This window comes from Pseudomonas sp. NY15356 (assembly GCF_048068175.1).
In the GTDB taxonomy this organism is placed as follows: domain Bacteria; phylum Pseudomonadota; class Gammaproteobacteria; order Pseudomonadales; family Pseudomonadaceae; genus Aquipseudomonas; species Aquipseudomonas putida_K.
In genome coordinates, this window is the sequence record NZ_JBLUPW010000002.1 from 1 (window position 1) to 26952 (window position 26952).

Sequence of the window (26952 nt, forward strand, 5' to 3'; positions counted from 1 at the left end):
GCCGCCTGGTTGGCCGGCGTTGGCCATTTCGCGGCCCGTGGCACTGGCCAGTTGGTAGAGGCTGTCGTAGCTGTAGGTGTTTTCCGGCACCACTTTCTGGTTGCGCCAGAACTGGGTGGCCTCGGCGTCGTTGCGGATCTTCAGCACGTTGCCCACCGGGTCGTAGGCATAGCGCAGATCCTGCAGCACCTTCGCGCCAGTGCCCTGGCGCTCGGTCTTGATCGACGACAGGCGCTGGGTGTCGGGCTCGTAGATGTAGGTGGTCACCACACCGTTGCCATGCACCTCGCGCAGCTTCTGCCCGGCGGCGGAATAACTTACGGACTGGACGATCGCCTGCTCGGCCTTGCCCGCGATCGTCAGCCAACTGCCACTGAGCTGGCCGGTCACGTCGTAGGCCACCCGTTGCAGGTTGCCTGCGGCATCCAGGGTCGTCAGCATCGCGCCCGTGGCGTCTGCCGTGGTCTGGGTCGTATAGGTCTCGGGGGCCAGTCGAGTATCCCATTCCGCCGCCTCTTCGCCCTGCCAGTCGGCGACGATATCAGGATGGTCGGCATCCTTGAGCAGCTGCCGGGTCGTTGAGCTCGGCACACCGCTCAGGCTGATGCTGGTCGTTTTCAACAGCCCGGCCGGGTCGTAATGGCGGGTCACCTGCCCGAGCAGATTATGGTCCCGTGCCTGTTGCGTAACCGGTGCCCAGACGAACCGCTCGGCAATCCGCGCCTCGCTGTCGGCCACCTGCTCCGTCACGCCCAGCGGTCGGCCGGCCTGGGACGGGGCCTCGTACTGCCAGGTACGGGTGACTGCGAGGCTCAGGTCGTCGCTACCGTCTTCGTCGGTAGCAACCTGGGCCACCTCCATGAAAGGGCGCCCGGCGACATCCCTGAGGGTTATCGAAGTGCCCGCATCGACACTGCGGGTGCGCAATGCGGTACCGGCAAGATCCGTCCAGTAAGTGAAATTCGCCAATCCACGGGCATGCAGCCATGGGTCAGCGCTCTGCACAAGGAAACTGCGCGCATCGTGTTGATGATGGGTGAGGCGCCTGTCCGTCGTTCTCGGTGAGTCGGGATGGCGGTGGAACTCGATATCTCGAACGGTCAAGCCGCGGTTATCGAAGACCTTGACCGTAGGCGTGCAACTGAAAAGCGATGTATCCATGAAGTTCTCCAGGACTGAATGCCAATCCTCGATCATCGCCCACACCCGTACTGCACACGTACAGGCATTCCTGATAGGAGGCCACCCAAGCATTGTGCAAGGCTTGGCTATAGATACCGCAAAGAGAGAAGACATCCGAGGTAGCGTTGGGCTCCGGGACCAGCCCGCATCTGCAAGACCCGCGTATGCCGGCCATGAGCCCCTATCGGCCCAAGCACAGCGCCATGAACCGCGCCGCCGCCCGCGAAGGTGTCGCGGCATGGGGCATCAGGATCGAGAAATGGCGTGTCAGGGGTTGTGGCGCGATGCCCAGGCGGTGCAGGGCATTGTCTTCATGACGGATCGACATCGCAGACACAAAGCCGATACCCATCCCCGCCCTGACCGCCTCCTTCACCCCCTCCACCCCGGCGATCTCCAGCGCCACGCGCATCGCCACGCCCTCGCGGGCGAAGGCGCGCTCCACCAATTGCCGCACACCCGAACCGCTTTCGCGCAGCACCACTGGGTAAGCCCCCAGCACGTCGAGCGGTTGCGTCTGGCCAGCGCTCGCCAAGGGGTGGTTGCTCGGGACGATGGCGACGATCTCATCTTCGCGCCAGGCCGTGACTTCGGTGCCCAACGCCAGCTCCTGGCCAGGGGGGCCTTCGATCAGGGCAATGTCGAGGGTTTCCAGCGCCGCAACGATTTCCGAGGTGTTGCCATTGGTGGTGGTGACCACCACATCCGGGTAGCGCCCATGGAAGTCCGCGAGCAGGTATGGCAGCAGGTAGCTGGCCGGCGTGGTGCTCGCACCAATGCGCAACGTGCCGCGCTCAAGGCCGCGCATGGCATCACGCAGGGCCTGGGCCTGGCGGAAGGTGTCGCGCAGGCGCTCGGCATGCCCAAGCAACTGTTCACCAGCTGCGGTCAGGCGTACGCCACGGCCCGCGCGTTGGTACAACGGCTCGCCGAAGGCTTCCTGCAACAGCTTGAGCTGGCCCGAGACGGCCGGCTGGGACAAATGCAGTGCGTTCGCGGCATGGCTGATGTTGCCGTGTTCGGCAACCGTGGCGAATGTTATCAGTTGCTCAGGGGTCATTTCGCAAAAATATCAGCTAAACGGATACTTTGCATCTCAAAGTACGATTTTTTATAAGCTTATAACTGAATTAACGTAGACCTCATCTCGTCACCGTTCGGAGGTCCTACCATGGCCACGGCCCCTGCCACCCCGGCTCTTGAGCCCACCCACTCCACCCGTGGGCGGCTCAATGGCATCCTGTTCGTTGCGCTGTTCGCCTTCGCGGTCACCCAGGTGGCAGCCTTGCCCGCCATCGCCGGGCTGGGCATCAGCCCACTCATTGTCGGTATCGTCACGGGTGCCGTGTATGGCAATGCCTTGCGCCACGGCCTGCCGGCGAGCTGGGCGGCCGGCGTGAACTTTTCCGCGCGCAACCTGTTGCGCCTGGCGGTGGCCTTCTTCGGCCTGCGCGTCAGCCTGCAGGAAATCGTCCAGGTGGGCTGGTCGGGGCTCACCGTCTCGTTGTTGGTGGTCGTCAGCACGCTGCTGGTCGGCCTGTGGGTCGGCATAAAGGTAATGAAGCTGGACCGCGACACCGCCCTGCTCACAGCCGCCGGCAGCGCGATCTGCGGCGCGGCGGCAGTGCTGGCGTTCGAGTCGGCGCTGCGCTCGCAACCGCACAAGGCCGCCATGGCCGTGGGCAGCGTGGTGCTGTTCGGTACGCTGTCGATGTTCCTCTATCCGCTGATAGTGAACGCCGGCTGGGTACCGCTCGACACCCTGGGCGTGGGCCTGTTCTTCGGTGGCACCCTGCATGAGGTGGCCCAGGTCGTAGGTGCGGCCAGCAACGTGAGCCCACAAGCCACCCATATCGCCACCATCGTCAAGATGACCCGGGTCCTGCTGCTGGTGCCGGTGCTGCTGGTGGTCGGCGTGTGGATCAGCCGCTCGCGCAAACCAGGCCAGGCCCAGGGTGGCGGTCGTATCGCAGTGCCCTGGTTCGCCTTCGGTTTCCTGCTGCTGGTGCTGATCAACTCGTTGCAGGTACTGCCTGCGCCGCTGGTCACCTCGATCAACAGCCTGGACACCTTCGCCCTGACCATGGCCATGACGGCCCTGGGCATGGAAACTCGCCTCAGCCAGATCCGCCAGGCAGGCCCACGCGCCTTGCTCACCGGGGCGCTGCTGAACCTCTGGCTGATCGGCGGCGGCCTGGCGATCACCCTGGGTGTGCAACGTCTGCTTGGCTAGGCTTTTTCGGTGCCCCCCTCGTTGCCGCGCACATTTGTCGGTATGGTGGTATCCAAGTAGGAGTTTTACACGCACAGGAAAGACTTAGATGCCCCAACGCAATGTCATCAACGCATCCGTCAGCCCCAAAGGCAGCCTGGAGACGCTGTCGCAACGTGAAGTCCAGCAACTGAGCGAAGTCGGTACCGGCAGTCTGTACACCCTGTTCCGCCAGTGCGCCCTGGCCATTCTCAACACCGGCGCCCATGTCGACAATGCCAAGACCATCCTCGAGGCCTACCAGGACTTCGAGGTACGCATCCACCAGCAAGACCGTGGCGTGCGCCTGGAGCTGCTCAACGCCCCCGCCGACGCCTTCGTCGATGGCGAGATGATCGCCAGCACCCGCGAGATGCTCTTCAGCGCCCTGCGCGACATCGTCTACACCGAAAGCGAGCTGGCCAGCCAGCGTATCGACCTGGAGAGTTCCCAGGGCATCACCGACTATGTCTTCCACCTGCTGCGCAACGCCCGCACCCTGCGCCCAGGCGTCGAGCCGAAGATGGTGGTGTGCTGGGGTGGCCACTCGATCAGCAGCGAGGAATACCAGTACACCAAGAAGGTCGGCCACGAGCTGGGCCTGCGCAAGCTGGACGTCTGCACCGGTTGCGGCCCGGGCGTGATGAAAGGCCCGATGAAAGGTGCGACCATCGCCCACGCCAAGCAGCGCATGCATGGCAGCCGCTACCTGGGCCTGACCGAGCCGGGCATCATCGCCGCCGAGGCGCCCAACCCGATCGTCAACGAACTGGTGATCCTGCCGGACATCGAGAAGCGCCTGGAGGCCTTCGTGCGGGTCGGCCACGGCATCATCATCTTCCCCGGCGGCGCGGGTACCGCCGAGGAATTCCTGTACCTGCTGGGTATCCTCATGCACCCAGACAACCAGGACCTGCCCTTCCCGGTCATCCTCACCGGCCCACGCAGCGCCGAGGCCTACCTGCAACAGCTGCACGCCTTCGTCGGCGCTACCCTGGGCGAAACAGCCCAGCGCCACTACAAGATCATCATCGACGACCCGGCCGAGGTCGCCCGGCACATGGTCGAGGGGCTCATGGCGGTCAAGCAGTTCCGGCGCGAACGCAATGACGCCTTCCACTTCAACTGGCTGCTCAAGATCGAAGAGGGCTTCCAGCGCCCGTTCGACCCGACCCACGAAAACATGGCCAACCTGGACCTGCGCCGGGAGCTGCCACCCCATGAGCTGGCGGCCAACCTGCGCCGGGCGTTTTCCGGGGTGGTGGCGGGCAACGTCAAGGACAAGGGCATTCGCCTGATCGAGGAACACGGGCCGTACCAGATCCGCGGTGACAGCGCCGTGCTGGATCCGCTGGGCCGATTGCTGCAAGCGTTCGTCGACCAGCACCGGATGAAGTTGCCGGGTGGGGCGGCGTATGTGCCGTGCTATCAGGTCGTGACCTGAGGCCTTAGGCCATTCATAGGGGCAGCCTCGCCTGACTGCCTTCTTGCATCGCAGGCAAGCCGGCTCCCACAGGCAAGCGCTGCTTGAGAAGGCAGCGCAGGGCGGGTGGGAGCCGGCTTGCCGGCGATAGGGCCGGAACCGGCAACCCTTCGGTCCCCCCGCCGCAACATCCTGCAGACATTTCCTACACCAAGCAGTGAACCTGCTTCGATAAAAACGGTCTTTCGCTGACGGTCAAACCACCGACCGGTTCATCGGCCCAGTCACCGGGCCTTCTTTTGTCCTGTTTCAGCGAAGACCACCATGCCCGACTTCCGCCCTGCCTCCCCTGCCCTTGCCACCCTGTTCGCCGCCGCCCTGGTTGCCCTCGCCGGCCCCGTACATGCCGAAGAACCGGCCAGCGACGCGCGCTGGGTCAGCGACAGCCTGAGCACCTATGTGCGCAGCGGCCCGACCAACGGCCACCGCATCGTCGGCTCGGTCAAGGCCGGGCAGAAGGTCACTCTGGTCGACACCCAGGGCAACTACAGCCAGGTGCGAGGCCAGAACGGCGACCTGGTGTGGATCCTCACCAGCGACCTGCAGTCGGTACCCGGCCAGGCCGAGCGCCTGCCGGCACTGGATGCCAAGGTGGCGCAGCTGTCCGACCAGCTCAAGACCATCGATGACAGCTGGAAGAACCGCGTGCAAGGCATGCAGGAAACCCTCGACTCGCGCAAGGCACTGATCGACGAGCTGGAAGCGCGCAACAAGTCGCTCAACGAACAGCTCGACCAGGCCCAGTCGTCCCTGCGCGATACCCAGGCACGCCTGGGTGACGAGAACAAGCAGGTGATGATGCGCTACATGGTGTACGGCGGCAGCATCGCCGGTGCTGGCCTGCTCGCCGGCCTGATCCTGCCGGCCTTGACCCGCGGACGCAAACGCAACGACCGCTGGTTCTAAGGCCTCCCCGCGGGCCATACCACATCTGTGGGAGCGGGTTTACCCGCGAACCATTCGACTCGCTGGAGCACCGGCTCGGCCGGTGTTCGCAAGGCAAGCCTGCGCCCACAGAGTGCAGCCCGCCGCCTACCCGGTCTGGTTGGTGACGCCGAACGGGATGTGCACCGAAGGCACCACGGTGCGGGTACCCTTCAGGTGCCCGGACTGGTCGTCGAAGAAGATGTGCGGCTTGAGCACCTGCAGCACCCGGCGCTTTTCGATGCCGCCCAGGAAGAATGCATCGTTGGCCATCACGCCCCAGCTCTTGAGCGTGTTGAGGGCGCGCTCGTGGGATGGCGCGTTGCGGGCGGTGACAATGGAGACCCGCAGGCGGTTCTCGTAGCCCTCATGCTTGAGCTTGTACTGCTCTTCGATCGCCTGGATCCTCGCGATCCGCACGAAGAATTCCTTGAGCGGCCCTGGGTTGTGGGGCTGGGTGACATTGGTCACCTCGTGGGCATGAAAGCCCACCAGGCCATCGCGCTGCATCACGGCTTCCGACTCGTCACCGGCCAGCACGCCATCGAAGTCGAAGGCGATGCGCAGGCTGTCATCGCTTTCGTCATCGTCGAACTGCGAATCGAGCACCTGGCCAGCCGGGTAGCCAGCCTGGATCGCAGCATCCACATGTTTCTTGTCGGCAGAGAGGAACAGGGCGATGTTCAGCGCCGGGATATATTCATAAGGCGACCGCCCCTGCATGAAGATCGCCCGGGTCATGTTCAGACCGTAATGCTCGATGGTCTTCATCACCCGCAGGCCGGTGTCCGGGTCGTTCTGCGACAGCAATACCACCTCGACCAACGGGTCGTTGGGGTCTTCGCGCAAGTCATTGAGCGCCAACAGGCGCTTGATGAAGGGATAGGCGATGCCCTTGCCCAAGGGCGTGTGCAGGTGCTGCTCCTGGTACTTGCGGTACTGCGCCTCGCCCTCGCGGCGGAACACGGCGTCGGACTCGCTGAGGTCGAAAACCGCGCTGGACGCCACGCCGACCACCAGCCGATCATCCACATCATAGGCCACGGGCGGCTCCTTCCAGACGTGGGGCCCAGTCTTCGACCTGGCGTTGCTCGAGCAGGCAATCAAGGGCAAGGGTAGTCTGGGGCATGCGCAATCTCTTGGAGCTATCGCTGTAGCGCAAAGCTTACCCGAGACCAGGGCCATACCGGAACGCCCTGGCGCCCGGCTTCGCCCACCCCGCACGTGCACAGCACGAGTGAGGGGTGGCGAAACCAGAAGGATGCGCTATCTGCCTCGCGCCTTGTTGTAGATGGTCTTGGCGCGGTCGGCCGAAGCCTGGCATTTGATCATATCGCCGGCGGCCTGGGCATCCTTGGCCTGGGTGAGCAGTTTCTGGTAGTCCTGGGCCATGCCGCCATGCAAGGCCTGGCCATCGGTCCTGTGGATGTCCTCAAGTTCCTTGATCTTGGCGGCGCAGTTGGTTTCGGGGCCGGATTCGGCGTGGGCGGCAACGCTCAAGACAGTCGCGATCATCAGCAGTGTCATGGATTTCATGGAGCCTTCTCCTTTGGAAAAACCGGACTTCTGGCAAGCGCCTGGACGGCTCGACGCAGCGAAAAGCATAGCCGTCCACGAGGATTCGGCCAGACGCCAGGATCGCGCGCGGATGCACGCCGGCCTGGGTTAGACTGTGCACCCCGCGCTGTGCGGCGCGGCACGATTCGACCCTAGCTGGAGCTTGCCCGATGTTCATCCTCAGCCGTCTCGACGGCGTGCCCCCCGAATCCTTCCAGAACCAGATCCGTCAACTGGTGATCGATCATGTCGGCGAGCTGAGCAGCGTGGCCATCACCGCGGACAACCCGTTGTATCCGCTGTACCAGTACGGCGTCGGCCTGGAAGTGCACCAATACCTGCAGGCGCTGGACGGCACACGCGGCCTGGCGGTGGAGTTGACCCTCGCCCTGGATGCCGAAGCGCCGGACCAGTTGCTCGGTTTCGCCCTGGCCCTGCCCGCCCAGGACAATGACCAGGCGTGTGTCCTGACCTTCCTCGCCGTGCAGCCCAGCCATCGCCGCCAAGGCATCGCCCGTGCGCTGTTGGCCGACATCCAGGCACGCCACGCCTGTGTCGAGCTCAATGCCTTCGCAGGCCAGGTGCCTTGGTTCGAGGCGATGGGCCTGCAGGTCGTCGCCGCCGCGGGCTCCCAGGTATTGATGAGCAGTACCGGGCAGGCCAGCGGCGCCTTGGTCGGCCGCCTGGACATCGCACCGATCTACCGCACCACCGAGGTACGGCAGATCCACGCCTACCTGGTCAAGCAGCACGGCGACGAGGCCATGCTCGATGCGGAAAAACAGCGCGATGAACGCCTGGATGCTCTGGCCTTGCAGGCACAGGCCTGTGTGAAGCAACGCCAAACGGTGCATTGAATCGCGACTTGCCATACAGCCCCGGTAAATGGGTCTCAGCGTCTATCCTTAGGTGACCCTCCAAGGAAGATGCGCCCCACCGCCTATGAACCTGCTCCCCCGCCTCGCCCTGCCCCTGGCCATTCTCGCCCTGGTCGCGGCCTGTGCATTGCTTGCCTCGCCCTGGATGGGCCAAGGCTTCGAGCTGGCTGACCTGTCCACCGACAGCCAGCACCGCCTCACCCGCCAGCTGGAAGACGGCAGCCTGCTGACCCTGGATGCCAGCTCCTCGGTGGATGTGGAGTTCGATGCCCAGCAGCGCCACCTGCAACTGCTCGCTGGCCAGGTGTTGCTGGAGGTGGCCCCAGGCGACCCGCGCCCGTTCCGGGTCGGCACACCCGAAGGTACCTTGCGCCCACTGGATGCCCGCCTGATCATCGAGCACCTGGGCAACGCCACCCAGGTCAGCGTGCTGCATGGCAGGGTCGAACTACTAGGAGCCGGGCGGCACCTGTCGCTGAGCCGTGGCCAGCAACTGCGCTTCAGCGCGGGCGAGCCCGGCACGCTGGAGGTGGTGGACACCGGCATGCTGCAAGCGGCCTGGCACCTGCAGCGCCTACCAGCGGCTGGCCAGCCCCTGGTCACTACCCTCGAGCGCCTGGCCCGCCATCGCCAGGGCGTGCTGCTGTTCGACCGGGAGACCCTGCAAGGCCTACGCGTTCCCTACGACCTCCCCCAGGACGACAGCGACCAGGCCCTGGCCGACCTGCAAGCCGACCTGCCGATCAGCGTGCATCGCTTTACCCGCTGGCTCACCGTGGTCAGCAAGGTCGACAGGCAGAAATGAAACGCGGCCGGGTCCCCAAGGGGAGCCGGCCGCGTTGTGCTACAGGACGCCTCAGTGGCGCTTGCTGGTACGGATCTGGTGGACCACGCCCATGGCCACCACGATAGCAGCCGCGATACCCGTGGAGATCACCAGGATCTGGTAGTCAGGCATGAACGCCATCACCACCAGGCAGACCACGATGAAGGCGATCACCAGGTAGGTCAGCCAAGGGAACAGCCACATCTGTAGGCGGATCTCCTTGCCTTCGGCCTGCAGCTTGCGACGCATGCGCAACTGCGAGAAGGCGATCACCAGGTACACCAACAGGGCGATCATGCCGGTGGTGTTCATCAGCGTTTCCAGCACATCCTTCGGGCGCAGGGTTTCGCTGAAATTGATCAGGGCGCAGAAGATCGCTACCGCGCACGACCCCATGATCGCGTACACAGGCACACCGGTGCCGGCCCGGGTGATCTTGAAGAACGAAGGTGCGTCGCCACGCTGGCCCAGGGAGAACAACATGCGCGACGCGGTGTAGTGGCCGGAGATCAGGCAACTGCTTACCGAGGTCAGCACCACGAAGTTCATCAGCAGCTCGGCGTATGGCACACCCAGCAGCTCCAGGGTACGACGGTAGGCGCCATAGCCGGACTCGCCCAGGTGCGGGTCGTTCCATGGCACCAGGCAGACGATCAGGAAGATCGAGCCTACGTAGAACAGGCATACACGCCACACCACCGAGTTGGTGGCCTTGACGATCTGGGTGGAGGGGTCCTTGGATTCCGAGGCAGCGATGGTGACGATCTCGGCACCGAGGAAGGCGAACATCACCCCCAGCAGCGCGCCGATCACCGTGGTGATGCCATTGGGCATGAAACCTTCGGCCGTCAGGTGGCTGATGCCACGCACCTCACCGAATTGCCAGACATTGAATACCGCCGCGGTGCACACGATCAGGAAGCAGACGATGGCCACCACCTTGATCAAGGCGAACCAGAACTCGAACTCGCCATAGTGCTTGACGTTGAAGAAGTTGACCGTGATCAGCAGCAGTGTCGTGGCCAGCACGAACACGTTGACGCTGACACCCGGGAACCAGCCATGCAGGATCTTGCCCGCCACGTACGCTTCCCAGGCCATGAGGATGACCCAGTACCACCAGTACAGCCAGCCGATGGTGAAACCGGCCCAGCGCCCGATGGCGCGGTCGGCGTAGGTGGAGAACGAGCCGGTATCCGGCGAGGAAGTCGCCATCTCACCCAGCATGCGCATGATCAGCACCACCAGGATGCCACCGGCCAGGTACGCCAGGACCGCGGCGGGGCCAGCGCTGTGGATCACGCTGCCGGAGCCGACGAACAAGGCGCCGCCGATGACCCCGGCGATCGACATCATCGTCAGGTGACGCGACTTGAGCGAGGCGCTGAGCTTGCTCTCGTGCTCGCCTTTCGCAGTGGTGGATGTGGATGTTGCGTCCATCAGTTATGTACCCCGTGCTTCTTTTTATCCAAGGAAAAACTGTGAAACCCCGATGGCTATCGGTCTCACCTGACATCAGTACTCAAGCGGGCAGGAGGTGTGCGCCAGGCACACGCAGGCCTTCCGTGGCGGCCTGCTTACGCGTCCGGAGGCAAACCTGCGGACGAACTGAACGGTATGCCGGCCGGGCTTCGGCGGCTCGGCGCGCCGCAATGAAGGTGCGAGGCGGACCTCGACGGTAAAGCAGCGAATTTATGATTGTGCATGACGCTGACAGGTATGCTGTGGCGATATCTGACACGTAATGTAAAAATGTCTGGCACACAGAGCCATGCACAGTGGCATGAAAAACGCACTGCACTGTACAGGCCGCCAATGCAATACACCTGCGACACCTTGCCGACGCCGGGGAGCTGAACGGTTGGTTCGCCACGCGAATCGACCGCACGCGCCACCTTGCGATACGCACACCTGAAGGCACCCCAATGCTCCAGCTACATCCGGACTCGTCCACCCCGCTGGTCAACCAGATCATCGACGGGTTGCGCGAGCTGATCGACAACCAGACCCTCAAGCCCGGCGCCAAGGTCCCATCGATCCGCGCCTTTGCCGCGACCTATTCGGTGAGCACCTTCACCGTGGTCGAGGCCTATGATCGCCTGGTCGCCCAAGGCCTGCTGGTCAGCCGCGGCAATGCGGGGTTCTTCGTCAATCGTGCGGCGGGCGAGCTGCTGGACACCCAGGGCCAAGCGCTTGGCACCACTCGGCCGACGTTCAATTCCGAGTGGTACCTGCAACAGATCTTCGAAACCCGCCAACTGCCGTTCAAGCCTGGCTGCGGCTGGCTGCCCAACGACTGGATGTACGAGGACGGGCTGCGCCGCGGCCTGCGCCAGGTGGCCGGCAGCCCGCTGGAGCTTTCCGGCTACGGCGACCCGATGGGCCTGCCGGAGCTGCGTGCCCTGACCGCACAGAACCTGCAACAGGAACTGTCGATCGTCGCCAATCCGGCGCAGTTGATGCTGACCCATGGCGCCAGCCAGGCCTTGGACCTGGCCGTGCGTACCCTGGTACGCCCAGGGGATGTGGTGCTGGTGGATGACCCCGGCTATCCCAACCTGATGAGCATCCTGCGCACCCAGGGCGCTACCTTGATGGGTGTGCCACGAACCCCGAGTGGGTACGACCTGGACCTGCTGGAGCGCCTGCTGGCCCATCACCGGCCCACGGTCTTCTTCACCCAGCCCCACCTGCACAGCCCGACGTGTTCGCGCACACCGCTGGCGCAACTGCATCGCCTGTTGCAACTGGCCACGCGGCACAACTTCCGCTTGGTGGAAAACAACCTCTACGCCGACATGATCGCCGAGCCACAGCCGTGCCTGGCCAGCCTCGACCCACTGCAACAGGTCGTTTACGTCGGCAGTTATTCCAAGAGCATTTCACCCAACGTACGGGTCGGCTACCTGCTGGCCAACGCCGACCTGATGCAGCAATTGCTGCACCTGAAGATGCGTTCGGGGCTCACCACCTCGCAGGTGATGGAGCGCGTGGTGTATGCGGCCATCATCGATGGCCGCTGGCGCAAGCACCTCAAGCGCCTGCGCCAGCGCCTGGCGCAGGCGCACCAGGACGTGGGCCGCCATCTGCACCGGTTGGGCTTCGAGTTGTTCATCGAGTCGGACGAAGGCATGTACATCTGGACCCGCCACCCTGCCCTGCCTGACAGTGCCGCGCTGCTGGACGATGCCCTGGAGCAAGGCATCATGCTGGGCCCCGGGCAGCTGTTCATGGTCGATACCCAGGCCACGGGCTGGATGCGCTTCAATGTGGCATTCAGTACCGACCCTGCGATGTGGGCGCTGCTGGAGAAGGTGTTGGTCAAGCATGTACGCCGAGGCGGGGCCCAGGCGCCGACTGTCAGCCCTGAGCCATGATCGACCCGCTTTCTGGTTACCCTTTCTACCATTAGCCCCACTTATCCTTCGCCATGTCCGACCGCCTGCTCACCGACCGCCTCGATTGGAACCTGCTGCGCACTTTCCGCGTGATCGGGCAAGAGCTGTCCATCAGCCGCGCCGCCGCGCGCCTGCACCTGACCCAGCCTGCCGTGAGCCAGGCGCTCAAGCGCCTCGAGGAGCAGCTCGGGCGCCAGCTCATCGCCCGCCGCGGGCCGCGCTTCGTGCTCACTGAGGTAGGCGAGCAACTGTTCCAGCTGGCCGGCGAGATATATGGCCAGATGGCGCAGATCGGCAGCCTGCTGGAACAACCGGCCACCGAGCTGGTGGGCAAGGTGCGCCTGCTGATGGTCAGCCGCGTGGTCGATGCCCGCTTCGACGAATGCCTGGCTCGGTTCCACCACCAATATCCCCGGGTCGAGCTCGAGATCGAGGTGATGCGCAGCGCCGACATCGTCGCGGCCCTGCAGGAGAAGACCGCCACCGCCGGCCTGAGCCTGAACCGGCGCCCGCAGCCACGCCTGGAGCAGCGGCTGTTCCATCGCCAGCGCTACGCCTTCTTCTGCGGCAAGCACCACCGGCTGTTCGGCCAGTTGGAGGGCGATCTGCAGCAAGAAAGCTTCGTCAGCTTCAGCAGCGACCAGATCGGCGGCATGCTCTCGCCGCTGACCATCTTCCGCGATCAACAGGGCTTCGCCGGGCGCGTCATCGCCTCCTCGCCAAGCCTCGAAGAAGTGCGCCGCCTGGTGATCGCAGGGTTTGGTATCGGCTGCCTGCCCGAGCATGTGGTAGCCCCGGATGTGGAGGCGGGGCTGCTGTGGAAGCTGCCGCCGCTGGAGGGCATCGCCGATGTGGACATCCACCTGCTGTGGAACCGTGAGCAGCGCATGAGCCGCGCAGAAGAAACCTTCATCGAGGCGCTGCAGGCAAGCCTGCAGTAACGCCCGCCTTGCGAGGCCAGCAGGAGAACCGTTGGCCTACCGGCGGGCAAGCCCATCGCCGCAGGCCCTGCGCCGCTGCCGGAAGCACACCGCCCCCAGCCCGAGCACGGCCACGACCAGCACGGCCAGTGCTGCTACCAGTTCCCGGCCATAGCGCCCGGCCCAGGCCGGAAAGCCGACGAACTCCCGGTAGATCTGCACATCGGCCGCGCCGCCGTCATGGCGGATGCTGATCCCGCCCTGACGGATCAGTGAATAGTCCGAGTCAAAATAGACCCACACCTTGCTCGCCCCCTCGCGCCTGATGGCGTCGATCTCGATCACGCTGGTCGGTGCCTGGACGATGGTATCGTTACCGGCATCGTCGCGAATCTGCACCAGCCCCTTGGCCGGCAGGCGGATCTGCACCTTCTTCAATGGGGTTTGGCCCTTGTTGCGCAATTCGATGAGCAGCCCGGTGCGATGGTCCACCAAGCCTGCTTCAAAAGGCTTGGCGAACAACTGCAGGTAAGGCGCCTGGGCCAGCTCGACGAGCTTGTCGACCTGTTGGTGGCTGAGCGCCCCCTTGCCGATGGCGCTCACCTGCTCGTGCAGGCGTTCGTACTTGAGCAGGTCATTGGTTGTACTGATGCGTTCGCTGAACTGGCTGGGGTAGGTCAGGTAGGCGTAGGTCAGGCGCGCCTCCAGACCAGCGTCGTCCTTGAGCAGCGCATAAAGCGCCGCGACCGAGGTCGCGACGACCAGCACGCCCACGAGGGCCTTCCCGACTTTTTCCCAGCTCACCTTGGCGGTTCCTTCTTTCGCTGTGTTGGCGACATGAATTGGCCGGCAAAGGGTGCCAAGAACGACCGGCTGTAGCAAGCGCAAGGGACTCCTGGTGCACCGGACCACAATGAATTCGGTGCCCCCGGGAGGAATCGACACCGTGATGGCGCGACCGCCGGAAATGGCCGACTTCGACCCGGCGCAGGTCTACAAGGGCTTGCCGATCCCGCGTATCGGCCAGCCGGAAGAAGTCGCCAACCTGGTGCTGTTCCTGGCCAGCGACGAGTCCAGCTATTGCACGGGCTCGGAGTTCATCATCGACGGCGGCATGCTGGCGGGGACCACGTTCGGTTGACCTACAGAGGCGCCTGGCAAGGGCGGCGCCGATCGCGGGACAAGCCCGCTCCCACAGGGACTCCGCAAGTCTTCGGTGGGAGCTGGCGACAGCCTGCGATGGGCTGCAAAGCAGCCCCAAGCCCCGAACGGTGGAGCCTCTTCAGACTCAAGGGGCCGCTTTGCGGCCCATCGCAGGCTGTCGCCAGCTCCTACCAAGCAAGCGGAGCCTGGGCCGTATTGGCACGGCCGAGAAGTATTAAACCAATCGAAGCCACTTTGAGCTTGTCCAGCACCATAGAATCTCCCACAGGTGTGGCGCTGCGCAGGCACACTGCGCGATGCCTGTGGGAGCGGGCTTGCCCCGCGATTGGGTCAACGCACGGCGCCCTCGGTCAGTATGTCGGGCTGTTCGATGGGTACCTGGCGCGCCAGGTGGTTCGCCGCGATGTAGCCGAAGGTCATGGCCGGGCCGATGGTCGAGCCTGGGCCTGGGTAGGTCTTGCCCATCAGTGCCGCACTGGTGTTGCCGATAGCGTACAGACCCTCGATCACCGAGCCGTCAGGGCGCAGCACGCGAGCATCGGCATCGGTGCACAGCCCCCCCTTGGTGCCCAGTTCTCCGGCATCGATACGCAGCGCATAGTAAGGCGCCCGCTCCAGCGGCCCCAGGCAAGGGTTGGGCTTGCAGTTGCTGTCGCCGTAGTAACGGTCGAACAGGCTGGCGCCCTTGCCGAAGTCCTCGTCGACACCCTGGGCGGCCTGCTGGTTGAGGCGGCGGACGCTCTGCTCCAACCCCGCGGCATCCACCCCGATCTTGCCCGCCAATGCCGCCAGGCTGTCGGCGCGGTAGATCACTTTGTCCAGCCAGCCCTCGGGGATCTTGCTGTCCGGCTGTACCGAGCCAGGCAATAGCACGCCGCAAGGGTAGCGCTTGCGGTATTCGGCATCGAAGATCAGCCACGCCGGCACATTGGCCCCGCTGAGCTGCTGGTCGGTGTACATCGCGTAGATGATATCCGGATAGGGCGCGGCCTCGTTGACGAACCGCCGGCCGTTGCCGTTGACCATGATGCAGCGGGGGAATGCCCGCTCGACGAACAGCGCGCGCTGCTTCTCCTCGCCCGGCACGTGCACGGTGGGTGCGCCCCAGGTATGGCTCATCAACGCCACTCCGGCGCCCTGCTCCAGGCCCGCGCGGATCCCGTCGCCATTGTTGATCGGCGGTGCCGCAGTCCATTCGGCACGGGTCGGGCCGGGCAGGTACTGCTCACGCATCAACTGGTTGGCCTCGAAACCACCGCACCCCAGGATGACGCCGAATGCGGCCCGCACATTCAGCGGCCTGCCCTGGCGTTCGACCAGCACGCCGCTGACCTTGCCGTCATGGCTGTGCAAGGCGCGCATCGGCGTCTGCAACCACAACTCGATACCCCGCGCCAGCATCGCCACACGCAGGCTGGCGACCAAGGCGTTGCCCAGGGTCAGGCGTCGATCCCGGGGCGTGCGCCGGCGCCAACGCAGGTCGGCCATGTAGCCAAGGCCCAGGCGCGCGGTGAGCCAGAGCCAGCCGGGTTCCTTGGCCAGGATGGTATGGGCCTCCACCTGGGTCATGGCAATGCGCCCGGCGATCAAGGTCGCGGGCGACGGCGCACGCAGGCGTTGGAATTCCTCGCCCAGGCGCGCCGCATCGAAGCTGGCCGGCTCCATGGTGCGATAGCCAGGCTTGCCGCCCTCGAGCTCGGGGTAGTAATCAGGGTAGCGCGGCACTGCACGGAAGTAGGTCTGGGCCTGGGCGGCCAGGTAGCCGACCATCCTCGGCCCCTGCTCCAGGTAGGCCTCCATCCGCGCTGGGTCGTAATCCTCACCTACAGTCGCACGCAAGTAGGCTTGGGCTTCTTCCCGTGAGTCGCTGCCGCCGAGCCCTTCGATCTGGTCGTTGCACGGGATCCAGATACCCCCGCCGGAAATCGCCGTGGTGCCCCCGTACTCAGCCGCCTTTTCCACCATCAGTACCGACAGGCCCTGGTCATGGGCCCGTAGCGCCGCGGTCATGGCTCCGGCCCCAGAGCCGACCACGACCACGTCGTACACGGCATCCCAGTGCACGGCATGGGTGTTGTCATTGTTCATCGATGCACCTCCCCGTTGGCGGCCACAGGGCCGCATGGCATTCCATGGAAAACCACTATGTCACATCATTTACAATTTGAGTCATTGCATGTCACAAAAATTTGCAGCCGTGCCATTTGCTGCGACAATCGCGGTCGATCGAGAACAGATGAAGGTGTGTCGCCATGACCCGACAACTGCGCTGGGGTGACGCCAGCCGCATGGACAGCGCCGAGCAAGGGCGCCAGCAGATCCTGGAATGCGCACTGGCTGCGATGATCGAACTGGGCCCAGACGGCTTCGCCATCGATGACGTGGCCCGCCGCGCGAATATTTCCCGGCGCACGCTGTACCGTTACTTCGCAAACAAGCACGAGCTGGTCCAGGCCGTGATCAGCAGCGAGAACGCCGCGTTCTTCAGCGCCATGCAGCAGCAATTGAGCGCCTTCGAAGACAACTTCGAGCGCTACCTGGAGGAATGCCTGTGCTTCGCCGTGCGCTACCGCGACCAGCATCGGGGTGGTTTTCACCAGGGCTACCTGGCCAAGGCGGCCAGCCCCGAGGTATTCGCCTACATCCTCGAGGACATCGCGCCGCTGTGGCAGCAGGTGCTGGCCGGACCGTTCGAGGCCTGTGCCGCCGGCCACGGCGGTGCTGCCAGCCTGGCCGACTGCGTTGCCCTGGTGAGCCGGCTATGCCTGGCCTATTGCCTGGTACCCGCCGAAGAAGCGCAGATCCGCAACCAGGTGCGCCTGCTGCTCCACCTCGCCGCCTGAGCGCTCAGGGCAGCAGGCGCATGGCGCTGGGCACCGGCATGTAGCAGGGCTGGAAGTTGGGCTGGCAGTAATAGGCCACGCTCAATGGCATGGGCAGGGGGCGTGTCAACGCAGCCACATAGATGGCAGCGAAGGCACACACGATCAGGGTCAGGCAGCATCTTGTTGTTGTTTTCATGGCCATTCCTCTACGCAGGAGGGGGACGTGTGAAGCCAGACTAGAATTGCCGCGCGCCGCCCGCCTCGTCCAAACGGACGAGGCGACAACGCTCAGTACAATGCCCGGCGGAGATCGGCGCAGGCGCCCTGCAAGGCACGGGCCGCCGCCTCGACGAACGGCGCCATGCTGACGAACCCATGCACCATGCCCTCGCAACGCGCCAGGCGCACCGCCACACCTGCGGCCTGCAGGCGCTCGGCGAAGGCCTCGCCTTCATCGCGCAAGGGGTCGTACTCGGCGGTCAGCAAGGTGGTGGGCGGCAGCCCTTGCAGGTATTCATCGCGCAGGGGCGAAGCCAGGGGGTCGTCGCCCTGCCCGGGATGCTCCAGGTACTGCGCCCAGAACCAGCCCATCATGGCCCGGGACAGCAGGTAGCCTTCGGCGAAGTCGGCATAGGAAGGGCTGTCGCAGGCGGCGTCCGTGACCGGGTAGAACAAGCACTGATGACGGATGGCCGGCCCTCGTCGCTCACGGGCAAGACGGCTGACCGCGATGGCCAGGTTGCCCCCGGCGCTGTCACCGGCGAGCGCCACGCGGCTGCCATCCACGCCAAGGTCCTGGGCATGTTCCACCAGCCAGCGCGTCGCGGCGTAGCAGTCCTCCGGGGCTGCCGGAAAGCGTGCCTCCGGTGCCAGGCGATACGCCACCGACACCACCACAGCGCTGGTTTCCAGGGCCAGGGTACGACACAGGTTGTCGTGGGTATCCAGGTTGCCGATGACAAAGCCCCCGCCATGGAAAAACACCAGCAGCGGCAAGCCGTCCCGCGCCACCGGCCGATACAGGCGTGCCGCCAGCATGCCTGCGGCACCTGCGACCTGCAGCTCGCGGACCTCCGCCATGTCGGCCCCCGGCAACGGCGGCATCAGGTTGTCGGCATGCAGGCGATACTGACGGGCGTCGAGGCTGGCGTAGTCGGGCTCACCCTGGGCGGTGAAGCCCTGGAGCACGGCGGCAAGCTGGCTATCGAGCGGCATGGGTCTCTCCTTGTACATCGACCATGGCAAAAACTGGGTTGGTTTCCTCGAGGATGCTGCGCAGGCGCAGTTCCAGGGCGGGCTTGAAGTCCTTGTGTGGGAGAATCCAGAAACGCTGCTGGGCGATCGCCTCGAACACCAGGGCGGCCAGCTCACGCGGCGCCATGCCGGCGCGGATGCTGGAGTCGAGCATGGCGTTCAGCGATGCCGCAGGGCCCTCGCCTGCCGAATCCGAGGCCATGATGGCGCTGGCCACCGGCCCCGGACACAGCACCGAGACCGACACCGGCGCCCCCAGTTGCAGCAGCTCGTAGTGCAAGGTCTCGGACAACGCCACCACCGCTTGCTTGGTCACGTTGTAGGGGCCGAGCATCGGGCTGCTGATCAGGCCGGCCAGCGAGGCGGTGTTGATCACATGGGCCGGGCGCCCCTGGGCCAGCAGCAGCGGCACGAAACAGCGCACGCCGTTGATCACCCCGCGCAGGTTGATGTCGAGCATGCGCTGCCACTGCGCAGCGTCGATTTCCCAGCTGTAGCCGGTCTGCATCACGCCGGCGTTATTGAACAACAGGTCGACGCCGCCGAAGCGCGCCACCGCCGCGTCGCGCAACCGCGCGACCTGTTCGGCATCGCCCACGTCGGTGACGCAGGCCAGCACGTCAGCCCCTTGTCCCTGCAGCGATGCGGCCAAGGCCACGAGGCTGCGCTCATCGACATCCGCCAGCACCAGGCGCAGGCCCAGCTGCGCCGCATGCTCGGCCAGGCCCCGGCCGATACCGCTGGCCGCGCCGGTGATCACTGCTACCTGTCCCGCCATCTTGTTCTCCTGCCCGTGGCTGATGGCTGCCAGTAGATCGGCCCGGCCGACGCCAGCCATCGTCCGTTCAGACGATGACCGCTACGCCATGGGCGGCAGAATCGACTTGGTACAGCCAGACATGTCGCCAGTGACCGCAATGGCGCGAAACAGTCGGCGGCCCCTACACAGCACGGAGAACAACAACATGAGCACGCTGCACCGTATCGAAGCCAAACTGCTGGAGGACCGCTACGCGCGCGGTTGGCACTGCCTGGGCCTGGCCGCCCAGTACCGCGATGGCAAGGCCCATCGCCTGGACGTGTTCGGCACCCGCCTGGTGGCCTTCCAGGGCGAGGACGGCCAACTGAACATCCTCGACGGCTATTGCCCGCACATGGGCGCCGACCTGAGCACCGGCTGCATCGAAGGCAACGCCATCCGCTGCCCCTTCCACAGCTGGCGCTGGAACGCCGAGGGCGTGTGCGACGACATCCCCTACGCCAAGCGCATCCCGCCACGGGCCAAGATCAAGCGCTGGCCGATCATGGAGCAGAACCACCTGTTGTTCGTCTGGAACGACCCGCAAGGCAACCCGCCGATCGCCGAACAGGCCATCCCGCGCATCGATGCCTGCTACGACGAAGCCTGGGCGCACTGGGAAATCGCCGAGCTGAAGATCGACACCAACTGCCGCGAGCTGATCGACAACGTGGCCGACATGGCGCACTTCGGCACCGTGCATGGCGCGCCGGTCGATGAATTCAGCAACGTCTTCGAGGACCACACCGCGTCCCAGATCATGCGTGCACGCAGCGAGCGCCTGTCTGGCGACAGCGAGTTGAACACCGTGGCCACCTACTATGGCCCGGCCTACCAGATCACCGAGATGACCGGCGCCATGGGCGGCCAGCCGATCCATTCGATCCTCCTCAACTGCCATGTGCCGATCGACCTGAACAGCTTCACCCTGCGTTATGGCGTGCTGGTGAAGAAGATCCCGGGGCTGAGCGAGGAAGAGAACCAGGCCATCGCCAAGGCTTATGTGCAACAGGCCCAGGCGGCGTTCTATGAGGACGTGGCCATCTGGCACACCAAGACCCGCGTCGACAACCCACTGCTGTGCGACGGCGACGGCCCGGTGTACCAGCTGCGCCGCTGGTACGAGCAGTTCTATACCGATGTCGAACTGCTGGCCGCGGACACCCGTGACAGCAAACAGTTCGTGGTACGCAGCGGCGAGCGCGCCTGACAGCGACACCCCTGGCACAGCCCGGCACAGTCGATTCCGACCGTTGGCCGGGCCTTGCAACATGACATTGCGCGCGGACAAGGACGCCGTTTATGCTCGCCGACGCCAATGCTAATAACAAGAAAATCGGTACCCACCCATGCAGAGTCTCACGCTCGAAGACTTCAGCGAGCTGGTCGGCCAGCTCTACCAGGGCCCCTTGGAGAACATCCCCTGGGTGACCTTCCTCACGCAGCTCAACAGCCTTCTGCACAGCAAGCACGTGACGTTCATCCTGCGCCCGCCCAGCAGCCAGGTCGATGGCCTGATGGTCAGCACCAACGGCACGTCCACGGAAGCCACCACCTCCTACAACAAGCATTTTTACGCCCTGGACCCGTTCGTCGGCCTGCCCAACCGCGAGGTGGTCGCCCTGGCCGACTACCTGCCGGATGCCGAGCTCAAGCAGTCGGAGTTCTTCCGCAACTTCCTGGAGCCGGTGGACGTGTTCCATATCCTGGGCGTGGACATCAATACCAGCGACGGCGCCCAATGCCGCCTGCGCATCAGCCGCGGGCGCGACGACCCAGCCTTCGTCGACACGGAGAAGCATTTGCTGGCGCGTTTCATCCCGCACCTGGAACGTTCGGTCAAGGTGCATATGCAGCTCAACCGCATCGAAACCGAACGCAACCTGTATGCCGGTGCCGTCGACCAGATGGCCGTGGGCACCATCATTCTCGACGAGACCGGCAAGGTTCTGCAGACCAACCAGGTGGCCGAACGGCTGCTGCAGGAGAAGGACGGGATCAAGCAGGTCAATGACGGCCTGCAGGTCGGCAGCGCTCGCGACACCCAGGAGTTTCGCCGCCTGGTGCGCCAGGCCATGCTCTCCCAGAAAGGCAACCAGCCCTCGGTGGTCGAGGCCATGCGCGTCAAGCGCCCGTCCGGGCGCGCAGACCTCGGCATCATCGTGCGTTCGGTGCCCCTGGCCGCATGGAGCGAAGGCAAGCAGTGCCCGACGGTGGTGATCTTCATCAGTGACCCGGAGCAGCAATCCTCGGCGCCCCAGGAAATCGTCCGCGCGCTGTTCGACTTCACCCCTGCCGAAACCCAGCTGGCCATGCTGTTGGCCAACGGCCTGACCCTGGACGAAGCCTCCGAGGAGTTGGGCATCAGCCGCAACACCTCACGGGCGCACCTGCGCTCGACCTTCTCCAAGACCGGCGTCACCCGCCAGACCATGCTCGTGCGCTTGATCCTGCGCAGCGTCGCCACTCTCGGCTGACGCCGTGTGGCTGCCATCGTCCGCTCGGACGATGGCAGGCGCCGGCAGGCGGCGCACAGTAGCGCTGACGCCTACCGTTTGCAGAGGCCCCGCCATGCGCCAGAGCCCTACCATTCTCAAGACCGAACTGCTGGCCGAAAGCAGCCATTTCCAGATCGAAGCCCTGCACCTGCAGTTCAGCAATGGGCAGCGCCGGGTGTACGAGCGCTTGCGCGGCACCGGCTACCGCTCGGTGCTGCTGGTGGTCATGCCTGATCCTGCGCATGTGCTGATGGTTCGTGAATACGCCGTGGGTGTGGAAGGAACCATCCTCGGCCTGCCCAAGGGCGGAGCCGACACGGGGGAAAGCTACCTGGATGCGGCGCAGCGGGAATTGGGGGAAGAAGTGGGCCTGCGTGCCACCCGCCTGACCGAGCTGGGCGAGCTGACCCTGGCGCCTGGGCATCTGTGCCACCGCTGCCGGGTGGTACTGGCCGAACAGCTCAGCCCCTGCAGCAATGATGGGGGTGACGAGCCTGAGCCCTTGGAATGCGTGACAGTGCCCTTGGCCGAGGTCCCTGCCTTGGTGGCGCGTGGCGAACTGCATGAAGCCCGGGCCATCGCCGCGCTGTTCATGGCCATGGGCGCGCTTGCGCAGCGTACCTGATAGCGGCGCCAGTCCCCATCGCGGGACAAGCCCGCTCCCACAATATCAAAAAACCTGTCCAGCCCTGGCGCGGCGCAGCTTCTGTAGGAGCGGCCTTGCGCCGCGAAAGGGCTGCACAGCAGCCCCAGGCTGTTGACCGGCGAACAGGATCAGTAGTACGCGTTTTCCTTGTTGCTGTGGTCGGTCACGTCGCGCACGCCCTTGAGCTCCGGAATACGCTCGAGCAGGGTGCGCTCGATACCGTCCTTGAGGGTGACGTCGGCCTGGCCGCAGCCCTGGCAACCACCACCGAACTGCAGCACGGCGATGCCGTCGTCGACCACGTCCACCAGGCTCACAGCACCGCCGTGGCTGGCCAGGCCCGGGTTGATCTCGGTCTGCAGGTAGTAGTTGATGCGCTCGTTGAGCGGGCTGTCCTCGTTGACCATCGGCACCTTGGCGTTCGGCGCTTTGATGGTCAGCTGGCCGCCCATGCGGTCGGTGGCGTAGTCGACCAGCGCGTCCTCGAGGAACGGCTCGCTGACCGCGTCGATGTAGGCGGTGAAGCTCTTCAGGCCGACGGCGGTATCATCGGGCTTCTCTTCGCCCGGCTTGCAGTAGGCGATGCAGGTTTCGGCGTACTGGGTACCCGGCTGGGTGATGAAAATACGAATGCCGATACCCGGGGTGTTCTGCTTGGAGAGCAGATCGGCCAGGTAATCATGGGCGGCGTCGGTAATGGTTATAGCGCTCATGGAAGTTCCTCACAGACTTGCGGCCAAGTGTACGCCAACCTGGCCTTCGAACAAAGTCCTAGTATTTGACTCGGGAAAGCGCGAACGCCTGCCGTTGCTCCCCGCGCGCCTGCAGCCAGGCCTGCAGGCGCCGGTGCAGGCCACGTTCGAGCCACTGGTAGCTGAGCCACGACATTAGTCCAATGGACAGCACACAGGCGGCGAACACGCCGTAGGGGTCCAGGCCCAGGCGTTGGCTGGCGAACCAGCCGCCATACAGCACCAGCACATGCATCAGGTACACCGAATAGGAGCAGTCGCCCAGGGCCTTGAGTGCCTGGTTGCCGTGGAAGTACGGCTCGAGCGCGACGAAGGCCAGCACCACCAGCGCGCTGGGCAGGCCCCAGTGCAGCAAGCGTACCGAGGCATCCAGGTGATAGAGGGCCAAGCCGGCCAGGCCAAGCACCAGCAGTGGCAGCCACAGCCCTTCGCGCACCAGGCCCCGGCGATACAGCACGCCGATGCCGATACCCAGCAGGAACTCATAGATGATGCCGTTGTTGTAGAAGCGGCTGAGCACCCCGACCCGCCCCAGCACCTCGCTGACCAACAACAGTGCGCCAGTGACGAGCAACAGGTGGTGGCGCCGACGCACCAGGAAGGCCAGGCCGAACAGCAGGTAGAAGAACATCTCGAAATTCAGTGTCCAACCGACGTTGAGGGTCGGGTACAAGCCGTAGCCGCCGGGGTTCTCGGCCGGTATGAACAGCAATGACAGCAGCAGGTGCTGCCAATCGAACACCTGGTGCGGCATCCAGCGGCTGGCCACCAGCATCAGCGCGCCCATGAGCAGCGTGTAGAACCAGTAGGCTGGCACGATGCGCAATACCCGGTTGAGCAGGAACTGCCCGGGCGCCATGGGTTTGTCGCGGGTCGAGAGATAGATCACCAGGCCACTGATGACGAAGAAGATGTCCACGCCAACAGCGCCCCGGTCGGCAAGCAGTTGGCCGATGGGGCCGGTGGCATGGAAGTCGAAGAAGATCTGCATGAAGTGGTGGCACACAACCACCCAGGCGGCGAACGCCCGGAGAGCCTGAAGCGAATACAGCATGTCGGTTCCTGCGGTTTTCGGTGCATTGAGGCCCGGTGCAGGTAGGCGAGCGCTTCGCGCTCGATCGCGGGACAAGCCCGCTCCCACAAGGTTTGTGGCGATCCCTGTAGGAGCGGGCTTGTCCCGCGATGGGCTGCAACGCAGCCCCATTTGCATCCGGAACCACCCAGGGGTCCGACTGCGAAAAGCCGGGAAAGGTCAGGCGCCCTCCCCGGCAATCGATCAAAGGTTCTCGTAGCGATTCATGTCCAGCACCCCCGCCTCCACCGGCTCGGTCTCCTTGATGAAGGTGTTCAGGTCATGGAAGTAGCGCCAGAACTGCGGGTGGCTGCGGCGTATGCCCCAACGCTGGACGATCCGTTCGAACTTGGCGGTATCGTCGCGGGCTGCCTCCATGTCTTCGACGAACTCCGGCACATCCCGGGTGGGGATATTGAAGATGAAGTTCGGGTAGCTGCTGAGCACGCCAGGGTACAGCGTCAGGGTGTCCAGCCCTGGCTGGTAGCGGTAGGCTTCGCCCAGCAGGAAGGCCACGTTGCTGTGGGCACGGTTGCGCAGCAGGCTGTAGACCTGACGCTGGCCGCCCTGCCCTTCGATGCGCAGCATGGTCGCCTCCGGCAACTGGCCGATCACCTTGAGCCCAGCGGCCGGGCGCGATACCAAGCGGCTGAGGCTCTGCTCGGCGTCCTGGAACTCGGCGCTCATCTGCGCGCGCGAGCAGTGGGCGCCCTGGCAGCGGTTGATCGGGTCAGGGGCAGCATTGAGGCTGCCGGTACGCTGCAGCAGCTTCAGGCCAAAGTCACGCTTGGGGTTCTTGGTATCGAGCACCAGGCCGCTCGGGGTGCTGGTGTCGATGTCCTCGTAGTCCAGCCACATCTTCACCTTGCCACTGTTCTGGTACCAGTCGCCGAGGATCGCGCCACGTTGGTCGGCCGGCATCAGGCGCAGGAAGTTGACCTCGGCGCCGTTGCGGATCAGGTCGAAGTACAGGCGCGTCTGCAACTGGTGCGAAACGTTGCCGAATACGTCGAAGTTCACCGCCAGCTGGTAATAGGTACGCTCGAACAACGGGTAGTCGAACAGCCAGATGGTCAGCGGCACGTCACCGATCAGGCCCTTGCTCACTGCAGCGCTGTCGAAGTGGCGGAAGATGGTCAGCAACGCGTTGTCGTTGCCGGCCCACAAGGTAGACCAGCCTGGTGCCGGCATGTCGGCATAAGCCTTGCGGCGCAGCTTCTCGTACTCGTTGCGCTTGTCGCGGTAGGCGTGCCAGAGGCTCAGCACGCTGCCCACGTCGTCGATCTGCCCGGGCATCGCCAGCAATGGCGTGGCCTCGCCGCGGTACTGGGCATCGGTGACATAACGGTCGTGCGCCGGCTCCTGGAACAGCGCCCAGAAGTTGTCCCGGATCACATCGGTGGCGATCTGCCCACGGCACACCGGGCCGCGGATGAAGGTGCGCACGAAGTACTCGGCGTTATCCAGCATGAACTGGTAGCGCGCCACCGCCGGGATCGCTTCGAAGGTCTCGAACGGGTTGGAGCGGTGGCGCGGGCCGTAGCCGGGCAAGGCGGTGGCGTGCCAGTCGCCGCTGTAGAACAGCTGCTTGACCCGCTTTAGCTTCTGCGGGCCCATCGGGTAGGTGATGTGGGTCTTGTGCACGATCACGCCCTGCACCGGAACCAGGCGATAGTAGAAATCGGTGCCCGGCGGGTCGTTGGGGCGGCGCGTGGCGATCAGGTCGACCGGCTGGCCGCTGGGCGTGCGCGAACGCACCCACTGGAAGAAGTGGCCTGGCTCACCGCCAACGAAATGGATGTGCGCCAGGAACAGGTGCTCGTACAGCCAACGGCCGACCAGCGCCTCGGTGGAGCCGGGGCGGTTGAACAGCTCTTCCCATTCGGCGATCTGCCTGGCCTCGGCCGGGCTTGGCTGGATCGGCTGGTATTCGACCGGCGCACCGGCAGCCAGCCAGCGTTGCATCGTCTGGTACTCGGTATCGGTCAGGCCGGTGACCGCCAGCGGCATGCCCTCCTTCGGGTGGGCGCCGGCGTAGGCATCGAACTCCTGGGGCAAGGGGCACATGTTGTTGCGGTTCAGGCCCAGGACGATCTCCTCGGGCAGCTTGGCATTGGGCGTGAGCGGTGTACGGTGACCCAGCTCGAGCATGCGCGCCATCAAGGCCGCCTGGCTGCCCTGGTTGTCGAGTACCGAATAGAAACCCTTCTTGCGCCAGGCCTCCTCGCTGTGGGCATCGTAGAACAGGCGCGTGGTCGGCACGGCCTTGCTGCGCTCGCCTTGGTACACCGGCGTCTTGGACGCGCCGCGCACCGCGCCTTCGGGGCTTTCCAGCTTGAGCTGGCAGGCCGCGTCGTTGCATGCATGGCAGGCCACGCATTTCTCGGTGAAGATAGGTTGGATGTCCCGGGTGTACGAAATCGCCGAGCTCGATTGGGGGGCTTGCCCGGCCGCCACGCCACTGATGAGCAGGGCGAAGGCGCCAGCAAGTAAACGATGCACCATGTGCCGAATGTCCTGGTT

24 protein-coding genes and 1 pseudogene are annotated in these 26952 nt (G+C 64.8%); 12 read left to right on the top strand and 13 right to left on the bottom strand.

Annotation, left to right across the window (positions count from 1 at the left end):
* Positions 1 to 1161, bottom strand: a pseudogene (locus tag ACNFCI_RS02690) (RHS repeat protein); the annotation flags it as partial.
* Between the two features lie 202 nt (positions 1162 to 1363).
* Entirely contained in the window at positions 1364 to 2242 is an 879-nt protein-coding gene (locus ACNFCI_RS02695) for a LysR family transcriptional regulator (protein WP_368829268.1), read from the bottom strand.
* A gap of 111 nt (positions 2243 to 2353) precedes the next feature.
* Here ACNFCI_RS02695 and ACNFCI_RS02700 point away from each other — a divergent pair, with 111 nt between their 5' ends.
* From ACNFCI_RS02700 to ACNFCI_RS02710, 3 genes are all read left to right on the top strand, one after another.
* On the top strand, positions 2354 to 3415 hold the full coding sequence (locus tag ACNFCI_RS02700; RefSeq protein ID WP_368829269.1) for a YeiH family protein: 1062 nt from the start codon (positions 2354 to 2356) through the stop codon (positions 3413 to 3415).
* An 88-nt stretch (positions 3416 to 3503) separates the two neighbouring features.
* On the top strand, positions 3504 to 4877 hold the full coding sequence (gene ppnN / locus ACNFCI_RS02705; protein ID WP_084858808.1) for a nucleotide 5'-monophosphate nucleosidase PpnN: 1374 nt from the start codon (positions 3504 to 3506) through the stop codon (positions 4875 to 4877).
* A 303-nt stretch (positions 4878 to 5180) separates the two neighbouring features.
* Complete coding sequence (locus ACNFCI_RS02710; RefSeq protein WP_084858809.1) at positions 5181 to 5822, top strand: TIGR04211 family SH3 domain-containing protein; 642 nt, start codon at positions 5181 to 5183, stop codon at positions 5820 to 5822.
* 126 nt (positions 5823 to 5948) lie between these two features.
* Here the strand turns inward: ACNFCI_RS02710 and ACNFCI_RS02715 are convergent, their stop codons facing one another.
* Both ACNFCI_RS02715 and ACNFCI_RS02720 read right to left on the bottom strand, forming a co-directional pair.
* The gene (locus ACNFCI_RS02715) at positions 5949 to 6884 is read right to left on the bottom strand and encodes a 5'-nucleotidase (protein ID WP_084858810.1); all 936 of its coding nucleotides are present in this window, start codon (positions 6882 to 6884) and stop codon (positions 5949 to 5951) included.
* 222 nt (positions 6885 to 7106) lie between these two features.
* Positions 7107 to 7376, bottom strand: coding sequence for a hypothetical protein (locus ACNFCI_RS02720; RefSeq protein WP_084858811.1), 270 nt, complete (start codon positions 7374 to 7376; stop codon positions 7107 to 7109).
* Between the two features lie 191 nt (positions 7377 to 7567).
* Here ACNFCI_RS02720 and ACNFCI_RS02725 point away from each other — a divergent pair, with 191 nt between their 5' ends.
* Positions 7568 to 8254: a GNAT family N-acetyltransferase gene (locus ACNFCI_RS02725; protein WP_084858812.1), complete on the top strand. Its 687-nt coding sequence runs from the start codon at positions 7568 to 7570 to the stop codon at positions 8252 to 8254.
* A gap of 85 nt (positions 8255 to 8339) precedes the next feature.
* Entirely contained in the window at positions 8340 to 9080 is a 741-nt protein-coding gene (locus ACNFCI_RS02730; protein ID WP_368829270.1) for a FecR family protein, read from the top strand.
* A 51-nt stretch (positions 9081 to 9131) separates the two neighbouring features.
* Here ACNFCI_RS02730 and ACNFCI_RS02735 read toward each other — a convergent pair whose 3' ends face one another.
* Positions 9132 to 10541, bottom strand: a complete 1410-nt coding sequence (locus tag ACNFCI_RS02735) for an amino acid permease (protein ID WP_084858814.1) — start codon at positions 10539 to 10541, stop codon at positions 9132 to 9134.
* 485 nt (positions 10542 to 11026) lie between these two features.
* Here ACNFCI_RS02735 and ACNFCI_RS02740 point away from each other — a divergent pair, with 485 nt between their 5' ends.
* Positions 11027 to 12478: a PLP-dependent aminotransferase family protein gene (locus tag ACNFCI_RS02740; protein ID WP_368829271.1), complete on the top strand. Its 1452-nt coding sequence runs from the start codon at positions 11027 to 11029 to the stop codon at positions 12476 to 12478.
* Positions 12479 to 12531: 53 nt separating this feature from the next.
* A complete protein-coding gene (locus ACNFCI_RS02745) occupies positions 12532 to 13440 on the top strand; it encodes a LysR family transcriptional regulator (protein ID WP_368829272.1) in 909 nt (302 codons plus the stop codon).
* Between the two features lie 36 nt (positions 13441 to 13476).
* On the opposite strand, the gene ACNFCI_RS02750 is transcribed toward ACNFCI_RS02745, so the two are convergent.
* Positions 13477 to 14223, bottom strand: a complete 747-nt coding sequence (locus ACNFCI_RS02750) for a hypothetical protein (protein WP_084858817.1) — start codon at positions 14221 to 14223, stop codon at positions 13477 to 13479.
* A gap of 109 nt (positions 14224 to 14332) precedes the next feature.
* Here ACNFCI_RS02750 and ACNFCI_RS02755 point away from each other — a divergent pair, with 109 nt between their 5' ends.
* Complete coding sequence (locus tag ACNFCI_RS02755; RefSeq protein ID WP_368829273.1) at positions 14333 to 14560, top strand: SDR family oxidoreductase; 228 nt, start codon at positions 14333 to 14335, stop codon at positions 14558 to 14560.
* A gap of 353 nt (positions 14561 to 14913) precedes the next feature.
* Here ACNFCI_RS02755 and ACNFCI_RS02760 read toward each other — a convergent pair whose 3' ends face one another.
* The gene (locus ACNFCI_RS02760; protein ID WP_368829274.1) at positions 14914 to 16671 is read right to left on the bottom strand and encodes an FAD-dependent oxidoreductase; all 1758 of its coding nucleotides are present in this window, start codon (positions 16669 to 16671) and stop codon (positions 14914 to 14916) included.
* A 164-nt stretch (positions 16672 to 16835) separates the two neighbouring features.
* On the opposite strand from ACNFCI_RS02760, the gene ACNFCI_RS02765 reads away from it, so the two are divergent.
* The gene (locus ACNFCI_RS02765) at positions 16836 to 17426 is read left to right on the top strand and encodes a TetR/AcrR family transcriptional regulator (protein WP_084858820.1); all 591 of its coding nucleotides are present in this window, start codon (positions 16836 to 16838) and stop codon (positions 17424 to 17426) included.
* Positions 17427 to 17430: 4 nt separating this feature from the next.
* On the opposite strand, the gene ACNFCI_RS02770 is transcribed toward ACNFCI_RS02765, so the two are convergent.
* From ACNFCI_RS02770 to ACNFCI_RS02780, 3 genes are all read right to left on the bottom strand, one after another.
* On the bottom strand, positions 17431 to 17604 hold the full coding sequence (locus tag ACNFCI_RS02770) for a hypothetical protein (protein WP_172403065.1): 174 nt from the start codon (positions 17602 to 17604) through the stop codon (positions 17431 to 17433).
* A 92-nt stretch (positions 17605 to 17696) separates the two neighbouring features.
* Positions 17697 to 18623, bottom strand: coding sequence for an alpha/beta hydrolase (locus tag ACNFCI_RS02775; protein ID WP_368829275.1), 927 nt, complete (start codon positions 18621 to 18623; stop codon positions 17697 to 17699).
* Positions 18610 to 19440, bottom strand: a complete 831-nt coding sequence (locus ACNFCI_RS02780) for an SDR family NAD(P)-dependent oxidoreductase (RefSeq protein WP_084858910.1) — start codon at positions 19438 to 19440, stop codon at positions 18610 to 18612. Before ACNFCI_RS02780 ends, ACNFCI_RS02775 begins: the two co-directional genes overlap by 14 nt.
* 187 nt (positions 19441 to 19627) lie before the next feature.
* On the opposite strand from ACNFCI_RS02780, the gene ACNFCI_RS02785 reads away from it, so the two are divergent.
* The 3 genes from ACNFCI_RS02785 to nudE all read left to right on the top strand — a co-directional run bounded on the left by ACNFCI_RS02785 (position 19628) and on the right by nudE (position 22584).
* Positions 19628 to 20671 (top strand): Rieske 2Fe-2S domain-containing protein, encoded by a 1044-nt coding sequence (locus ACNFCI_RS02785; protein WP_368829276.1) that lies wholly within the window; start codon positions 19628 to 19630, stop codon positions 20669 to 20671.
* Positions 20672 to 20810: 139 nt separating this feature from the next.
* Entirely contained in the window at positions 20811 to 21938 is a 1128-nt protein-coding gene (locus ACNFCI_RS02790) for a helix-turn-helix transcriptional regulator (protein ID WP_084858823.1), read from the top strand.
* A gap of 94 nt (positions 21939 to 22032) precedes the next feature.
* Entirely contained in the window at positions 22033 to 22584 is a 552-nt protein-coding gene (nudE, locus tag ACNFCI_RS02795) for an ADP compounds hydrolase NudE (RefSeq protein ID WP_084858824.1), read from the top strand.
* A 149-nt stretch (positions 22585 to 22733) separates the two neighbouring features.
* Here the strand turns inward: nudE and nfuA are convergent, their stop codons facing one another.
* From nfuA to ACNFCI_RS02810, 3 genes are all read right to left on the bottom strand, one after another.
* Positions 22734 to 23318: a Fe-S biogenesis protein NfuA gene (gene nfuA, locus ACNFCI_RS02800; RefSeq protein WP_043206916.1), complete on the bottom strand. Its 585-nt coding sequence runs from the start codon at positions 23316 to 23318 to the stop codon at positions 22734 to 22736.
* Between the two features lie 58 nt (positions 23319 to 23376).
* Positions 23377 to 24411 carry an acyltransferase family protein gene (locus ACNFCI_RS02805; RefSeq protein WP_368829277.1) on the bottom strand — a complete coding sequence of 345 codons (1035 nt, stop codon included), beginning with the start codon at positions 24409 to 24411 and terminating at the stop codon, positions 23377 to 23379.
* Between the two features lie 222 nt (positions 24412 to 24633).
* Positions 24634 to 26934 (bottom strand): fatty acid cis/trans isomerase, encoded by a 2301-nt coding sequence (locus tag ACNFCI_RS02810; protein WP_084858911.1) that lies wholly within the window; start codon positions 26932 to 26934, stop codon positions 24634 to 24636.
* Between the last annotated feature and the right edge of the window lie 18 nt (positions 26935 to 26952).

What these genes read in the sequence shown, in the direction of transcription:
- ACNFCI_RS02770 (WP_172403065.1), bottom strand. Translation starts at nt 17,604, where the DNA reads ATGAAAACAACAACAAGATGCTGCCTGACCCTGATCGTGTGTGCCTTC.
- ACNFCI_RS02695 (WP_368829268.1), bottom strand. Translation starts at nt 2,242, where the DNA reads ATGACCCCTGAGCAACTGATAACATTCGCCACGGTTGCCGAACACGGC.
- ACNFCI_RS02755 (WP_368829273.1), top strand. Translation starts at nt 14,333, where the DNA reads ATGAATTCGGTGCCCCCGGGAGGAATCGACACCGTGATGGCGCGACCG.
- ACNFCI_RS02735 (WP_084858814.1), bottom strand. Translation starts at nt 10,541, where the DNA reads ATGGACGCAACATCCACATCCACCACTGCGAAAGGCGAGCACGAGAGC.
- ACNFCI_RS02810 (WP_084858911.1), bottom strand. Translation starts at nt 26,934, where the DNA reads ATGGTGCATCGTTTACTTGCTGGCGCCTTCGCCCTGCTCATCAGTGGC.
- ACNFCI_RS02710 (WP_084858809.1), top strand. Translation starts at nt 5,181, where the DNA reads ATGCCCGACTTCCGCCCTGCCTCCCCTGCCCTTGCCACCCTGTTCGCC.
- ACNFCI_RS02775 (WP_368829275.1), bottom strand. Translation starts at nt 18,623, where the DNA reads ATGCCGCTCGATAGCCAGCTTGCCGCCGTGCTCCAGGGCTTCACCGCC.
- ACNFCI_RS02760 (WP_368829274.1), bottom strand. Translation starts at nt 16,671, where the DNA reads ATGAACAATGACAACACCCATGCCGTGCACTGGGATGCCGTGTACGAC.
- ACNFCI_RS02765 (WP_084858820.1), top strand. Translation starts at nt 16,836, where the DNA reads ATGACCCGACAACTGCGCTGGGGTGACGCCAGCCGCATGGACAGCGCC.
- ACNFCI_RS02740 (WP_368829271.1), top strand. Translation starts at nt 11,027, where the DNA reads ATGCTCCAGCTACATCCGGACTCGTCCACCCCGCTGGTCAACCAGATC.
- ACNFCI_RS02805 (WP_368829277.1), bottom strand. Translation starts at nt 24,411, where the DNA reads ATGCTGTATTCGCTTCAGGCTCTCCGGGCGTTCGCCGCCTGGGTGGTT.
- ACNFCI_RS02785 (WP_368829276.1), top strand. Translation starts at nt 19,628, where the DNA reads ATGAGCACGCTGCACCGTATCGAAGCCAAACTGCTGGAGGACCGCTAC.
- ACNFCI_RS02745 (WP_368829272.1), top strand. Translation starts at nt 12,532, where the DNA reads ATGTCCGACCGCCTGCTCACCGACCGCCTCGATTGGAACCTGCTGCGC.
- ACNFCI_RS02725 (WP_084858812.1), top strand. Translation starts at nt 7,568, where the DNA reads ATGTTCATCCTCAGCCGTCTCGACGGCGTGCCCCCCGAATCCTTCCAG.
- ACNFCI_RS02700 (WP_368829269.1), top strand. Translation starts at nt 2,354, where the DNA reads ATGGCCACGGCCCCTGCCACCCCGGCTCTTGAGCCCACCCACTCCACC.
- ACNFCI_RS02720 (WP_084858811.1), bottom strand. Translation starts at nt 7,376, where the DNA reads ATGAAATCCATGACACTGCTGATGATCGCGACTGTCTTGAGCGTTGCC.
- ACNFCI_RS02780 (WP_084858910.1), bottom strand. Translation starts at nt 19,440, where the DNA reads ATGGCGGGACAGGTAGCAGTGATCACCGGCGCGGCCAGCGGTATCGGC.
- ppnN (WP_084858808.1), top strand. Translation starts at nt 3,504, where the DNA reads ATGCCCCAACGCAATGTCATCAACGCATCCGTCAGCCCCAAAGGCAGC.
- nudE (WP_084858824.1), top strand. Translation starts at nt 22,033, where the DNA reads ATGCGCCAGAGCCCTACCATTCTCAAGACCGAACTGCTGGCCGAAAGC.
- nfuA (WP_043206916.1), bottom strand. Translation starts at nt 23,318, where the DNA reads ATGAGCGCTATAACCATTACCGACGCCGCCCATGATTACCTGGCCGAT.
- ACNFCI_RS02730 (WP_368829270.1), top strand. Translation starts at nt 8,340, where the DNA reads ATGAACCTGCTCCCCCGCCTCGCCCTGCCCCTGGCCATTCTCGCCCTG.
- ACNFCI_RS02790 (WP_084858823.1), top strand. Translation starts at nt 20,811, where the DNA reads ATGCAGAGTCTCACGCTCGAAGACTTCAGCGAGCTGGTCGGCCAGCTC.